Here is a 14393-nt window from a genome sequence, read left to right on the forward strand (position 1 = left end):
CCTGATCGATCAGGGCACCAGCACCGTCCGGACACCCGGCACATCGGGCTCTGCCCAGATCCGCTCGACATCGGCGAGCGGGACGGTACGGGTCTGCACCCCGATCCGTCCGGCATCGATCTCGTCCACCAAGGCCGGTAACTCGGCCAGGTAGCCGCGTGGTGTCACCGAGCCCTGTCCGCTGCCCTGCAGCCGGAAGTTGGCCGAACGCAGTACCGCCGAGGGCAACTCGAGCGTCGGCCCGGCGGTCGAGCCGATCTCGATCCAGTTCATCTCCCGTCCACGGTCGGATCGGGCGGTCACCAATGCGACCATCGCGTCGGCAGCGGGCCTGCCCCAGACAAAATCGAGCACGATGTCGACATCGGCCGCGGCGTCGGCGAGTGCTCGTGCGGTCGCCTCGCGGTCGTCGGTCAGGGCGACGATGTCGTCCACGCCACGATCGCCGAGCGCGTCGAGCCGCGCCCGGTCACGGCCCGCGCCGACCACCCGCCCGGCGCCGAGCAACTTCGCGACCTCGACGGCCATCGAGCCGGCATTTCCGGTGGCGCCCAACACCAGTACGCTCTGCCCAGGCTCGATCGGCACACGCGTGCGTAGCGCCACCCACGACGACATCGCCGGATTCATCGCGGCCGCGATGGCGACCACGTCCGCGTCCGGGGGAAGTGCCACGCTGCGCCGGGAATCGATGACCGTGCGCGCGGCGAGAGTGCCGATCGTGTCGTCGTCGGCAGCGAAGTAGACCAGCGTGCCGTCGGCGCGACGACCGACGCCGTCGATCCCCGGAACCATCGGCAGGACGCCGGTACTCGTGTAGTGAGTGCCCGACGCTCCGGACCGGGTACGCGGGTGCAGCCCGACGGCAAGTACCTCGACCACTTCCTGCCCGCCGCCGACCGCCGGCAGTTCGAACGGTTGATGGTGCGGCGGCTCGTCGAAGGACGTCACCACCGCGGCATTGACCAGTACCATTCCGACCTCCTAATAGTTGGTGACACGTACCAATATAGTTTGTCTCACGTACTATGTCCAGCTAGACTTCCGCCATGGCACGTGCACCCGACCCTCTGAACGACGTCGACGCGTTGGCGCAGCTGTCCTTCGTCGTGCAGCAGAAGCTCCAACGACGTTCCGCCGACCACGACCTCTCGATGATCCAGACACGACTGCTCGGCGTCCTCCGCGATCGGCGGCCGACCATGAAAGAGCTTGCAGAACTGCTGGATCTGGACAAGTCGAGTATCAGTGGCCTGGTCGACCGCGCCGAGCAGCGCGGACTGGTGACGCGCAGCCCTGACGACACCGATCGTCGCGCCATGCGGGTGTCGCTGTCCGACGCGGGCGCCATCGTCGTCGCCGACGTGACGGACAGGTTCTCCGACGACATGTCCGCGTTGCTCGATCCACTCTCGGCCGCCGACCGTCGGAACCTGACCGAGTTGATCAGCCGGATACTGCCGAATCCGTAGCCAGCTCCGCGTGCCGGACGCGCAGATCCTTCTTGAGGATCTTGCCGCTCGGGTTCTTCGGCAGCGCGTCAGCGAAGACCACGAATTTGGGACGCTTGAAACCCGCGAGAACGCCGGCAAGGTGGTGCTCGACGGCCTCCTCGGTCAACGTGGCACCATCCTTGGGCACGACGACGGCGGTCACCGCCTCGATCCATTTCGGGTGTGGCACACCGAAGACCGCGACCTCGGCGACTCCGTCGAGCAGGTAGATGGCCTCCTCGACCTCGCGGGAGGCGACATTCTCGCCGCCGGTCTTGATCATGTCCTTCTTGCGGTCGACCACCGACAGGTACCCGTCCTCGTCGACGATGCCGAGGTCACCGGAATGGAACCAACCGTTCCGGAACGCGACGGCGGTCTTCTCCTCGTCGTTGAAATACCCGAGACAGGCATGCGGGCTGCGGTGCACGATCTCACCGACCTCGCCGACCGGGACGGGGTTGTCCTCGTCGTCGACGACCCGCGTCTCCACGTTGAGCGCGGCCCGGCCCGCGGACCCGGCGCGGTCGATCTGCTCATGCGGCTGCAGGATGGTTGCGAGCGGCGACATCTCGGTCTGGCCGTAGAAGTTCCACAGCGAGACGTCCGGCAGACGCTCCGACATCTCGCGGAGCACCTCGACCGGCATCGGTGACGCGCCGTAGTAGCCCTTGCGCAGCGACGACAGGTCGCGGGTGTCGAAATCGGGATGCCGCAACAACGAGATCCACACCGTCGGCGGACAGAACAGCTTGGTCGCCCGGTGCGATTCGACCGTCGCGAGGATCGCGGCCGGATCGGGACCGGGCAGGATGATGCTCGTCGCACCCAGGTAGACGTCGACCGACAGAAAGCAGTCCAGCTGTGCGCAATGGAAGAGCGGCAGCGAGTGGACCTCCACGTCGTCACCGCTCATACCGCCGTCGACGATGCACGAAACGTACTGATTGATGAGCGATTTCGACGACAGCAGCACACCCTTCGGACGCGACTCGGTGCCGGAGGTGTACATCAGGCGAAGCGGATCGTCGTCGGCGACGGGCACCTGGGGCGGCGTGGGGTCACCGGCGAGCATCCAGTCGTCGACGCTGTCCCAGTCTGCGCCCGGCGCGCCCCCACCCATCGTGATCACACCCGTGATCGCGTCGGTGACGCCGGACAATCGCATCGCCGTGGTCACCGTGGGCACCAACGCGTCCTCGGCGACCACCGCCCGCGCGCCCGAGTGATCGAGGATGTAGGCGATCTCCTCGGGTCCGAGTCCGAAGTTCACCGGCACCAGGACCACCCCGAGCCGTGCGGTCGCATAGTGCAGCACCGCGAACTGCCAGCAGTTGTGACTCACCAATGCCAGACGTTCGCCCTTGACCAGGCCCCGCGCGGTGAGCGCGTTGGCACACCGGTTCACGGCCGAATCGAACTCGCCGAACGTGAGCGTCATGTCTCCGCTGATGATGGCGGCCTTGGTAGGGCTCCGCAGTGCGCTTCGACGTAGCAGATCACCGAGGGTGTGTTGGCGGGCAGTGTCGATCGCGGCCGCCGTCGGGGATGTGAAGCGCTCTGCCATGGGTGTCCTCCGCTACGTTCCGGACCATCGGTGTTATCCGGGTCACAGTACCGAACGCGGGGCAGCCCGGTCAGCGCGGCAGGATCCCGTCGAGGACGATCGACAGATACTGGGCGGCGATGTCGTCGGCCGACAACGCACCGCCCGGGCGGTACCAGCGCACCGCGACCCAGACCGTGTCGCGCAGAAAGCGATAGGCCAGCTCGACGTCGAGGTCGGCGCGGAACTCGCCGTCGTCGACGCCCCGCCGCAGGACGGCATGCCACAGCAGTCGGAACTCCGTGTTGCGCTCCCCGATGTAGGCGAACCGCTCCTGTCCGGCAAGCCGTTTGGCCTCGTCCTGATAGATCGCGACGGCATTGCGCTGCTCGTCGATGGCCTCGAACGACGAGACGATGAGGCCGCGCAATGTCTCGGCGGCGGTCAGTCCGGCGTCGGCGATCACCCGGTACCGTGCGAAGAGGTCGTCGAGAAAGCCCCGGAGGATCTCGTCGACGATGGATTCCTTGGAGTCGAAGTGATGGTAGAGGCTGCCGGACAGGATGCCGGCGGCATCGGCGATGTCACGCACGGTGGTGGAGCGCAGGCCCTGCTCGGCGAACATCTTTCCCGCCGTGGTCAGCAATTCGTCGCGCCGAGTGGAGCCGGAGACGGTGCCGCGGGGTGCCATGCAGTCACCCTAGCAAGCGCTTGGCCGGTTTCGTGGACCGTCGCGGCACGGTCGAGCGTCCCGAACGCGACATCGGCCGGGCACAGTGGATGCACCCGGCCGATGTCGGTGAGGATCAGCGCTTCTTGAGCTTCTTGATGGCGCGCTTGTTCAGCCGCCTCCAGAGTTTCATCTGACCGTTGGTCATCTTGGCGTCGCGGGCCGTGAACGGCGGCGACATCATCTCGGCGACCTTCAGCGGCATCGAGGACACGGCGATCGCACGCGCATGACTGAACGTGTCGAAGCCCGTCTTGCCGTGATAGCCGCCCATCCCGCTGCGACCGACACCGCCGAACGGGAGTTCGGCACCGAACATGTGCAGGGCGAAGTCGTTGGCGTTGATCGACCCGCTGCGGGTGCCGTCGGCAAGACGAGCGAGGTTCTCGTTGTCGTCGCCGCACCAGTACATGGTCAGCGGGTGCGGATGCGCGGCGATGTAGCGGATGGCCTCGGCCAGATCGCGGTACGGGTACACGGTGAGGACCGGCCCGAAGACCTCGTCCTCTTCGATCTTCATGCCCGCCTTGACCCCGGTCAGCAGCGTCGGCGCGATCTTGCGCTTCTCGGCGTCCGGCAGCGGCTCGCCGGCAGGCACCACCTGGCGGACGTCGGCCCCGAGTTCCTGCGCGTCGGCGATCAGCCCGAGGATGCGGTCGTAGTTCTTCTGGTTGATCGTCGCCGTGTATTCGGGGTTGTTGCGGACGGTCGCGAAGTTCGCCGTCCAACGCGCTATGACCTTGTCGGTGAACTCGCCGACCTTGGCCTCGGGCACGAACACGTAGTCGGGGCACAGGCAGACCTGGCCGCCGTTGACCATCCGCGCGTCGGCGAGCATCGTGGCCGCCTTGTCGATGTCGGCATCCGGATCGACGACCGCGGGGTTCTTGCCGCCGAGCTCCAGGGTGACGGGCACCAGGTTCTTCGCAGCCTCCTGGGCCACCGACGCTCCGACCTCCGGTGACCCGGTGAAGAACATGTGGTCGACCTTGAGCTTGGCGAAGTCGGCGCCGCCACCGTGCTTGCTGGTGATCACGGCGAGCTCTTCGATCGAGAAGTAGTCGGGTGCGTGCTTGGCGATCACATCGGTGGTCCGCGCGGTGATCGACGACGGGCGCATGAGCACCCGGTTACCCGCGGCGAAGGCGGCACCGGCCGGGACGAAGGTCAGCTGCAGCGGGAAGTTCCACGGCCCCATGATGCCGACGACGCCGAGTGGATCGTGTCGGATGCGCTGCTTGAAACCCAACGCCCCCTGCACTTTTGCGGTGTTGCTCTCCTGCATCCACTTCTCGACACCACGGCGCTGATGGGTCAGGTCGACCATGCAGCCCGCGACGTCGGCGGCGAGGGACAACTCACGCGGCCGGGTGCCGAAGTCCTCGTTCAGCGCCTCCGCGATCTCGTCGGCGTTGTCGAGAAGCAACGACGAGAGGCGAGTGATCCGGTCGATACGGGTCTTGGCATCGGGGATGCCGTCCCGCAGGAACGCGGCGCGCTGGATGTCCAGCAGTTCGGGCATGGTGTGCGCTTCCGACGACACCCGGCCCGAAACCGCGGTGTTCACCTCTGCTGGCTTGGTCATCGAGATCCTCCGATAGTGCTGGTGGCGAGCGCCCTCAAGAGACGAACTCGCGCGTTTGTTCCAGCATAGTATGCGTCAGATCACACGGTTCTGGCCACATGCGTTTTCAGATGATCTCGATACGGCACCTCGCTGATCTCGATACGGCACCTCGCTGATCTCGATACGGCACCTCGCTTCGCTCGGGGCCTACTCGATCAGCGGAACCAGCGCCCGCCCCTCCGCCGGTCGAGTAGCCGCGAGGCGCCAGCCGAGCAGCGTATCGAGACCACCCGCCACGACGATCTCGATTCGAGCACCCACTCGACCAGCAATACGGGCGGTCCGCCGGTGAGCTCAGGACAGGCGTTCGATGATGGTGACGTTCGCGGTTCCGCCACCCTCGCACATGGTCTGCAGCCCGTAGCGGCCGCCGGTGCGCTCGAGTTCGTTGAGCAACGTCGCGAACAGCTTGGCGCCGGTCGCCCCCAGCGGGTGGCCGAGCGCGATACCGCCGCCGTTCGGGTTGACCTTGGCCGGATCTGCGCCGGTCTCCTTGAGCCACGCCAACACCACCGACGCGAAGGCCTCGTTGATCTCGATGACGTCGATGTCGTCGATGGACAGCCCGGTCTTCTTCAGCGCGTATGCGGTCGCCGGGATGGGCGCCGACAGCATCATCACCGGATCGGCACCCCGCACCGAGAGGTGGTGGATGCGCGCCCGCGGCGTGAGGCCGTACTCCTTGAGCGCATTCTCCGAGACGACCAGAGTTGCCGATGCGCCGTCGCAGATCTGCGACGCGACGGCCGCGGTCAATCGCGAACCCTCGGCGAGCGGATCGAGTCCGGCCATCTTCTCCAGTGAGGTCTCACGGGGGCATTCGTCGACGACACAGTCGCCGAGCGCGACGAGTTCGGAGTCGAATCGCCCCTCGGCGATGGCCTGCTTGGCCCGCTGATGCGACTGCAGCGACCAGCGCTCCATGTCCTCGCGGCTGATGTCCCACTGGGTCGCCATCATGTCTGCGCCGTTGAACTGCGAGATCGCTGCGTCGCCGAACCGTTCGCGCCAGCCGACGGATTCGGCAGTGGGCGTGGTGAACCCGAACTCCTGGCCGGCGATCATGGCCTGCGAGATCGGGATGGCACTCATGTTCTGCACGCCACCGGCGAGCACCACATCCTGCGTGCCGCTCAGCACACCCTGCGCGGCGAAGTGGATGGCCTGCTGCGACGACCCGCACTGACGGTCGACGGTGGTGCCGGGGATGTCCAGGGGCAGACCGGCGGCCAGCCACGCCGTACGCGCGATGTTCCCGGCCTGCGGGCCGATGGCATCGACGCAGCCGAACACCACGTCGTCGACGACATCGGGGTCGATGCCGGTGCGATCGATGATCGATGACATGACGTGCGCACCCATGTCGGCGGGATGGGTCTTGGCGAGCGACCCGTTACGCTTGCCGACCGGGGTCCGGACGGCGTCGACGATGTAGGCCTGTGGTGTGGACATGTGGTCCTCCTGGTGTGGATGGTGTGTGAAGGTTCTTGCGGCCTAAGCCCTCTGGCTGGAAATCGAGACCACCTCGCCGGTGAGATAGGTGGTGTAGTCGCTGGCCAGCATGGCGATGGTCGCGGCCACCTCCCACACCTCGGCGGCCCGTCCGTAGGCCTCCCGCGACGCGAGCTCGTCGAGGAGTTCGTCGCTGGTGACCTTTGCGAGGAACGGGTGCTTGGCGATCGACGGGGCGATGGCGTTGATCCGCACGCCGAAGTCGGCTGCTTCCACCGCGGAGCATCGGGTGAGCGCCATGACGCCTGCCTTCGCCGCCGCATAATGCGCCTGCCCGCGCTGGGCGCGCCAGCCCAGCACCGACGCGTTGTTGACGATCACACCGCCGTGCTCGACGGCCCGGAAGTAGCGCAGTGCCGCGCGAGTGGCCCGGAACGTGCCGTTGAGTGTGATGTCGAGGACGCGGTCCCATTCGTCGTCGGTCATGTCGGCCACCGGCGTCTCGCCGCCGAGCCCGGCATTGTTGACCAGGACGTCGATGCGTCCGAGTTCGCCTGCGGCAGCGGAGATGAGCGCGTCGACCTCGGCCGACTCCTGCACGTTGCACACGACCTGCCCGACGGTCTGGTCGCCGAATTCCGACGCCAGCTTGTCGCGCGCCTCCCCCAGTCGTCGTTCGTGCCAGTCGCTGATCACCACATCGGCGCCTTCGAGCAGTGCACGACGCGCCGTGGCGAAGCCGATCCCGGTACCGGCGGCCGCGGTCACCACCACCTTGCGGCCGAGGAGCAGGCCGTGCCCGGGGGTCTCCTCCGGCGCCGTGGCCAGCGGTGAACGATTCTGTGCGACAGTGGTTTCAGACACTAGCGGGCCTCTCGCGGTAGGCCGAGCACACGCTCGGCGATGATGTTGCGCTGCACCTCGTTCGAGCCGCCGTAGATGGTGTCGGCGCGCGTGAACAAGAAGAGTCGTTGCCAGTCGTCGAGTTCGACGTTGTCGGGGTCGGTGATGTCGTTGACGACGCCCTCGACCGTGGCGGTCGGTCCGATCAGCGACGGCGCCCCGACCACGGCCATCGCCAGCTCGCCGAGGTCGCGATGCCAGTTGGCCCACAACAACTTCGCGACCGAGGCCTGCCCGGCCTCGGAGACGATGTCACCGGCCAGGGTGCGCTGTGCATGAGCCCGCATCACCTTCAGCCCGATCCAGGCCCGGGTGATCCGCGACGCGATCTCCGGATTCTGCGCGGACCCGTTGGATTCGGCGATCTCCATGAGATTGCGCAGTTCCCGGTCGAAACCGACCTGCTGACCGAGCGTGGAGACACCGCGCTCGAACTGCAGCAGGCCCATCGCGACCTTCCAGCCGTCACCAGGCTCGCCGACGATGAGGTCGGCGTCGGCGACCGCGTCGTCGAAGAAGACCTCGTTGAACTCCGAGGTGCCGGTGAGCTGTTGGATCGGCCGGACGGTCACACCCGGCTGATCGATCGGCACCAACAGAAAGCTCAGCCCTTTGTGCCGCGTCGAACCCTTCTCGGTACGGCAGATGACAAAGCACCACTGTGCGACGTGCGCGAGGGACGTCCACACCTTCTGGCCGTTGATGATCCAACGGGCGCCGGACGCGGAGGGCGCGGACCCATCAGTACTGCCGTCGTCGAGGCGCGCGGTGGTGGACACGCCTGCGAGGTCGGAGCCGGCGCCCGGCTCGGAGTAGCCCTGGGCCCAGAGTTCGGTGACATCGACGATGCCCGGCAGGAAGCGCTGCTTCTGTTCCTCGGTGCCGTATTCGATCAGTGTCGGACCCAGCAGTTCCTCGCCGAGGTGATTGACGCGTGCCGGAGCGTTCGCCCTGGCGTACTCCTGGTGGAAGATGATCCGCTGTTCCAGCGTCGCGCCCCGACCTCCGTATCGGGTCGGCCAGCCCAGACACGTCCATCCGGCGCGGGCCAGATGACGGTCCCAGGCCAGCCGGTCGTCGAAGAACTCGTGTTCGCTGCCCGGCCCGCCGCGACCCTTGAGGTGCGCGAACTCGCCTGCGAGGTTCTCGTCGAGCCAGGCGCGCACCGCGGTGGCGAACGTCTCCGCCGCATCCGGCGTCGTCCGCGCCCATTCGCCGAGGTCAACCGACCGATCGGCAAGGTTGATCGAGGTCATGACCGCTAGCATAACGCACCAAGCAAGTGCTAGGTTGGGGCCATGGAGGCGATCCTGACGACCCCGGCTGCCCTGCGCCGGGCCGCACAGACCTGGCCCGACCGAACCGCACTCGTCGACGAGCAGTGGGCTGAGCGTCCGACGGTCGAGCTGACCTGGTCGGAGTTCGCCGAGGCCGTCCGCACGTTCGCGGCCGCGCTCGTCGCATCGGGCATCAACGCCGGCGACCGCGTCGCCCTCTGGTCGCCGAACAGCCACCACTGGCCGGTCGCGGCGTTGGGTATCCACTACGCGGGGGCCACACTGGTCCCGCTCAACACCCGGTACACGAGTGGCGAAGCGGTCGAGATCATCGAGCGCTCCGATGCGCGTGCCGTCGTGGTGTCCGGCGAGTTCCTCGGCGGCGACCACCTGGCCGACCTGCTCGGCGAGCACGCGGCGGCCATGCCCGACGTCGTGGTCGGGGTGACCCTCGGCGCGTCGTCGTCGGTGCCCGACGGTGCTGTCGAGTGGGCGGAGTTCCTGGCCCGGGCCACCGAGGCCACCCGCGCCGAAGCTGACGCGCGCGCCGATGCCGTCGCTCCCGACGACATCTCCGACATCCTGTTCACGTCGGGTACCACCGGGAAGTCGAAAGGCGTGCTGGCCGAACATCAGCAGACGATGGCCGGATCGCAGGCGTGGGGGGCCAACGGCCGGCTCTCCGCCGACGACCGGTACCTGATGGTCAATCCGTACTTCCACACCTTCGGCTACAAGGCCGGCATCCTGCCGTGCATGCTGTTCGGCGCGGCGATGCTGCCGTTGGCGGTCTATTCCCCCGCCGAGGCGATGAAGCTGGCCGGCGCTCAGCGGGTGACGGTGTTCCCCGGTGCGCCGACGATCTTCCAGACCATCCTCGACGACCCGGCACGCCCGGATCACGACCTGTCGTCGTTGCGGCTCGTGGTGACCGGTGCGGCCATCGTTCCGGTCGTCCTCATCGAGCGGTTGCAGCGCGACCTCGGCGTCGAGACGGTGGTCACCGCATACGGACTGACCGAAGCCAGCGGTTTCGTCTCCACGTGTACCCCCGAGGACGACGATCAGACCGTCGCCAACACCTGCGGCCGGGCCTTCGACGGCATGGAGATCCGATTGTCCGACGAAGGCGAGGTGCTGGCGCGCGGCAAGATGGTGATGCGCGGTTACCTCGACGACGAGGCCGCCACCAAGGAGACGATCGACCCCGACGGCTGGCTGCACACCGGCGACATCGGGACCATCGACGATCGCGGCAACCTCACCATCACCGACCGCCTCAAGGACATGTACATCTCCGGCGGATTCAACGTCTATCCCGCCGAGGTCGAGCAGACCCTCGCGCGGCTGGAAGGCGTCACCGAGTCGGCCGTGATCGGTGTCCCGGACGAGCGCCTCGGCGAGGTCGGTCGCGCCTTCCTCACCCTGCGCGATGGCGTCGATCTCGATGAAGCGGCGGTGATCGCCTACTGCAAGATCCACCTCGCCAACTTCAAGGTCCCCCGCTCGGTGGTGTTCGTGAACGCCTTCCCCCGCAACGCCGCAGGAAAGATCCTCAAGCGCAACCTCACTTAGCCTCCCGCCCCGCCCGCGATGTCGTGGCAACAATCCGCGGCTGACGCGGATTGTTGCCACGGATCGCGTCAGAGGCGCGGCTTGACCAGCGGGAACAGGATGGTCTCACGGATACCGAGACCGGTCAGCGCCATCAGCAGGCGGTCGATGCCCATGCCGGTGCCCGCGGTCGGGGGCATACCGTACTCGATGGCGGTCAGGAACTCCTCGTCGAGCTGCATGGCCTCGTCGTCGCCCGCGGCGGCGAGCCGGGCCTGATCGACGAAGCGCTCACGTTGGATCACCGGGTCGACGAGCTCGGAATAGCCTGTGGCCAACTCGAATCCGCGGATGTAGAGGTCCCATTTCTCGACCACACCGGGCACCGAACGATGCGATCGGACCAATGGCGAGGTCTCCACCGGGAAGTCACGGATGAATACCGGCTGCATCAGGTGCCGGCCCACCATGTGCTCCCATAGTTCTTCGACGAGCTTGCCGTGGCCGTAACCCTTGTCCTTGGGGACCTCGAGTCCGACGCGGGCTGCGATGGCGAGCAACTCGTCGACCGTCGTCTGCACGGGGACGATCTCCTCCCCCAACGCCTCCGACAACGACGGATACATCTCCAGCGACGTCCACTCGCCGGAGAGGTCGTAGTCCGATCCGTCCGGCATCGTCGGCGTGAGGGTGCCGAGTGCGTTCTGCGAAACCTCCTGCACCAGTTCACGAGTCATCACCGCGGCGTCGTCGTAGGTGCCGTAGGCCTGGTAGGTCTCCAGCATCGCGAACTCGGGTGAGTGGGTGGAGTCGGCACCCTCGTTGCGGAAGTTGCGATTGACCTCGAAGACCCTCTCGATGCCGCCCACGATGCAGCGCTTGAGGAACAACTCGGGCGCGATCCGCAGGAAGAGATCGATGTCGAACGCGTTGGAGTGGGTGACGAACGGCCGGGCGGCGGCACCCCCGTGCAGGGTCTGCAGCATCGGCGTCTCGACCTCGAGGAAACCCCGATTGCCCAGTGCCTGACGGAGTTCGGCCATCACCGCGACGCGGGTGCGGGCGATGCTGCGCGCTTCCGGCCGGACGATCAGGTCCACGTAGCGCTGCCGCACCCGCGATTCCTCGCTCATGTCCTTGTGCGCGACAGGCAAGGGCCGCAAGGCCTTCGACGCCATCTGCCAGTCGTCGGCCATCACCGAGAGCTCGCCGGTGCGGGAGCTGATCACCTCGCCGTGGATGAAGACGATGTCGCCGAGATCGACCTCGGACTTCCACCGCCCGAGGGACTCCTCGCCGACTCCGTTGAAACTCACCATGGCCTGCAGCTGGGTGCCGTCCCCCTCCTGCAGGGTCGCGAAGCACAGCTTGCCCTTGTTGCGCAGGAAGATGACACGGCCGGTCACGCCGACGATCTCGCCGGTCTCCGTTCCCGCCTCGAGGTCGGGGAAGGCGGCGCGGATCTCGGCCAGGCTGTGGGTGCGCGGGATCGCAACCGGGTACGCCTCGCGCCCCTCGTCGAGGATGCGGTCGCGCTTCTCCCGACGAATCCGGATCTGCTCCGGGGCGCCGTCGTCGGTGGCGTCGGACACGGGCGCGTCGGACCCGCCGGCCCCGCTCCCGGCGCCTGCGTTCGTGGTGGTGGGGCTGTTGCTCACCCCCCGAACCCTATCGGATCGCCGAGTGGCCGGATCGTCGGCCGGTACCGCCTCAGAAGGGATATCTCTCGATCTCCGCCTGCATGGTGACCCATTGCAGATCGCAGAACGTGTCCAGATTCGCCGAGGTCCCGAAGTGTCCACCGGTACCCGACGCCTTGGTGCCGCCGAACGGCGCGACGGCCTCGTCGTCGACGGTCTGGTCGTTGATGTGGATCGCGCCGGAGCGGATCCGATCCGCGAGGTCGAAGGCCTTGAAGGCGTTGGCGGTGAGGATCGACACCGACAACCCGTATTCCGACGAGTTGATGATGTCGATCGCCTCGTCCACGCTCTGGTAGGTGCTGACCGGAGCGACCGGACCGAAGATCTCCTGCGTGAAGGCCTGGGCGTCGGTCGGGACGTTGCCGAGAACCGTCGGCCGATAGAACAAGCCCTGGTAGGTGCCACCCACCTCCAGCGTCGCGCCCGCCAGCACCGACGACTGCACGATCTCGTCGACCTTCTTCAGCTGGCCTTCGTCGATGATCGGCCCGAGTGCGTTCGCGGGGTCGGTGGGATCACCGACCGGGATGTGGCGGGCCTTCTCGGCCAGCTTCGCGGTGTACTCGTCGGCCAGCGCGGCCGGGACGAGATGACGACCGGCCGTCATACAGATCTGGCCCTGATGGAGGAAGGAGCCCCAGGCGCCTGCGGACGCCGCGGCATCGACGTCGGCGTCCGGCAGGACCAGCACCGCGTTGTTGCCGCCGAGCTCGAGATGGACCTTCTTGAGCAGCGGCGCGGCGGCCCCACCGATCGTGCGGCCCGCGGCCGTCGACCCGGTGAAGGAGATGCACGGGATGTCGGGGTGAGCGACGAGCGCGGCTCCGACGTCGGCGCCACCTGGGAGGACATGCAGGAGACCGGCCGGCAGGCCCGCATCGGCGAGCAGTTCCGCCAGGGCGAGTCCACCCGCGATCGGGGTGCGCGGATCGGGTTTGAGGATCACGGCATTCCCCAGGGCGAGCGCAGGCGCGACCGACCGCATCGAGAGGATCGCGGGGAAATTGAACGGACTGATCACCCCGACGACGCCGACGGGGACGTGCCTGCCGATCGACATACGCGGCTTCTGGCTGCGCAGGACCTGCCCGTACGGCTGCGATGCCAGCCCGGCCGCCTCGGACAGTTCGGATGTGACGAGTCCGGCCTCGAAGGCCGCCTTGCCCTGACCGGAACCCGACTCGGGTACCAGCCATCGGGTGAGGCGCGACGGATCGTCGCTGAGCAGCGCGGCGGCCCGGGTCATCACGGCGGCGCGTTCGGTGTAGGGCAATGCTGCCCAGGTGCGTTGGGCGGAGGTCGCGGCGCGCGCCGCGGCGTCGAGGTCGTCACGGTCGGCGGCACCAACGGTGGCCAGCACCTCGCCGGTCGCCGGAGCGGTGACGTCGAGGGTTCCCGCGCCGCCCGCGATCCACCCGCCGTCGAAGATCTTCTCGTCCCAGGGATTGCTCGAGGTGCTCATACCTCGACCATAGATAAGAGGTCCACAGTGCGGTCGGGGATTCGGTCGGCGCAGGGTGGTGGCCCGCTCGGATGTGTGGCACACTGTTCGCCGTGATCAAGAGCTGTCTGGAGTGTTGTCAGGGCTGAGTACCGCATCTGCGGCCGCCCTTCTTCGACGACCCCCGCTCATCTCGATCACCTTCAGGACCTCTCATGACCGCCGTTCTCGCATCCCTCGATGCCGCCGTTGATCCCTCCCATCCGATCGTCGCAACCCCGACCGACGCTCCCCTGTCGATCCAGGGCGTCGAATACGCCGAGCATGTCGTCGACGGGGCAATCGCCGTCGACGTACGCAGCCAGCGCAAACGCCAGACCGACGGGGTGCTCACCGGCGCACTCGCGATCGATCCGACCGACGTTCTCGCACGCCTGACGCCCGGCGATCCGGAGTCGTTGCGCGGTGCCACCGCCGATGCGCGCTGGCTGCTGGTCAGCGACGACGGGCACGAGGCCGAGTGGCTGGCCTGGCATCTGCAAGCGCGTGGCGTCACCGGCGCGGTCTTCGTCGTCGGCGGTTTCCGGGCGCTACGTCGGGCGCGGGTTGCCGGTCGTTTCAGCGATCAGGAACTCGCCGCCATCTCCGCTCACTGAAGCCCGCGGAA

12 protein-coding genes are annotated in these 14393 nt (G+C 67.3%); 3 read left to right on the plus strand and 9 right to left on the minus strand.

Annotated features, from left to right (window positions below; genetic code table 11):
* Window positions 1-9: 9 nt before the first annotated feature.
* Window positions 10-975 carry a quinone oxidoreductase family protein gene (locus IDF66_RS06340; RefSeq protein ID WP_190266075.1) on the minus strand — a complete coding sequence of 322 codons (966 nt, stop codon included), beginning with the start codon at window positions 973-975 and terminating at the stop codon, window positions 10-12.
* Between the two features lie 74 nt (window positions 976-1049).
* Here IDF66_RS06340 and IDF66_RS06345 point away from each other — a divergent pair, with 74 nt between their 5' ends.
* Window positions 1050-1472, plus strand: coding sequence for a MarR family winged helix-turn-helix transcriptional regulator (locus tag IDF66_RS06345; protein WP_190266076.1), 423 nt, complete (start codon window positions 1050-1052; stop codon window positions 1470-1472).
* On the opposite strand, the gene IDF66_RS06350 is transcribed toward IDF66_RS06345, so the two are convergent.
* The 6 genes from IDF66_RS06350 to IDF66_RS06375 all read right to left on the minus strand — a co-directional run bounded on the left by IDF66_RS06350 (window position 1447) and on the right by IDF66_RS06375 (window position 9007).
* A complete protein-coding gene (locus tag IDF66_RS06350) occupies window positions 1447-3060 on the minus strand; it encodes an acyl-CoA synthetase (RefSeq protein WP_190266077.1) in 1614 nt (537 codons plus the stop codon). The genes IDF66_RS06345 and IDF66_RS06350 overlap by 26 nt on opposite strands.
* A 70-nt stretch (window positions 3061-3130) precedes the next feature.
* The gene (locus IDF66_RS06355; protein WP_164310794.1) at window positions 3131-3730 is read right to left on the minus strand and encodes a TetR/AcrR family transcriptional regulator; all 600 of its coding nucleotides are present in this window, start codon (window positions 3728-3730) and stop codon (window positions 3131-3133) included.
* A gap of 115 nt (window positions 3731-3845) precedes the next feature.
* Window positions 3846-5354, minus strand: a complete 1509-nt coding sequence (locus IDF66_RS06360) for an aldehyde dehydrogenase family protein (protein ID WP_190266078.1) — start codon at window positions 5352-5354, stop codon at window positions 3846-3848.
* Between the two features lie 336 nt (window positions 5355-5690).
* On the minus strand, window positions 5691-6848 hold the full coding sequence (locus IDF66_RS06365) for an acetyl-CoA C-acetyltransferase (RefSeq protein WP_190266079.1): 1158 nt from the start codon (window positions 6846-6848) through the stop codon (window positions 5691-5693).
* A 42-nt stretch (window positions 6849-6890) separates the two neighbouring features.
* Window positions 6891-7712, minus strand: coding sequence for an SDR family oxidoreductase (locus tag IDF66_RS06370; RefSeq protein WP_190266080.1), 822 nt, complete (start codon window positions 7710-7712; stop codon window positions 6891-6893).
* A complete protein-coding gene (locus tag IDF66_RS06375; protein ID WP_190266081.1) occupies window positions 7712-9007 on the minus strand; it encodes an acyl-CoA dehydrogenase family protein in 1296 nt (431 codons plus the stop codon). The genes IDF66_RS06370 and IDF66_RS06375 overlap by 1 nt, the downstream gene beginning before the upstream one ends.
* A 42-nt stretch (window positions 9008-9049) precedes the next feature.
* On the opposite strand from IDF66_RS06375, the gene IDF66_RS06380 reads away from it, so the two are divergent.
* On the plus strand, window positions 9050-10603 hold the full coding sequence (locus tag IDF66_RS06380) for a FadD3 family acyl-CoA ligase (RefSeq protein ID WP_190266082.1): 1554 nt from the start codon (window positions 9050-9052) through the stop codon (window positions 10601-10603).
* Between the two features lie 68 nt (window positions 10604-10671).
* On the opposite strand, the gene lysS is transcribed toward IDF66_RS06380, so the two are convergent.
* Window positions 10672-12240: a lysine--tRNA ligase gene (gene lysS / locus IDF66_RS06385; protein WP_388000323.1), complete on the minus strand. Its 1569-nt coding sequence runs from the start codon at window positions 12238-12240 to the stop codon at window positions 10672-10674.
* A gap of 52 nt (window positions 12241-12292) precedes the next feature.
* Complete coding sequence (locus IDF66_RS06390; RefSeq protein ID WP_190266083.1) at window positions 12293-13747, minus strand: aldehyde dehydrogenase family protein; 1455 nt, start codon at window positions 13745-13747, stop codon at window positions 12293-12295.
* Between the two features lie 194 nt (window positions 13748-13941).
* On the opposite strand from IDF66_RS06390, the gene IDF66_RS06395 reads away from it, so the two are divergent.
* On the plus strand, window positions 13942-14382 hold the full coding sequence (locus IDF66_RS06395) for a rhodanese-like domain-containing protein (RefSeq protein ID WP_190266084.1): 441 nt from the start codon (window positions 13942-13944) through the stop codon (window positions 14380-14382).
* The last annotated feature ends 11 nt before the right edge of the window (window positions 14383-14393 follow it).

The organism is Gordonia hankookensis, from assembly GCF_014673215.1.
GTDB classification, from domain to species: Bacteria; Actinomycetota; Actinomycetes; order Mycobacteriales; family Mycobacteriaceae; genus Gordonia; species Gordonia hankookensis.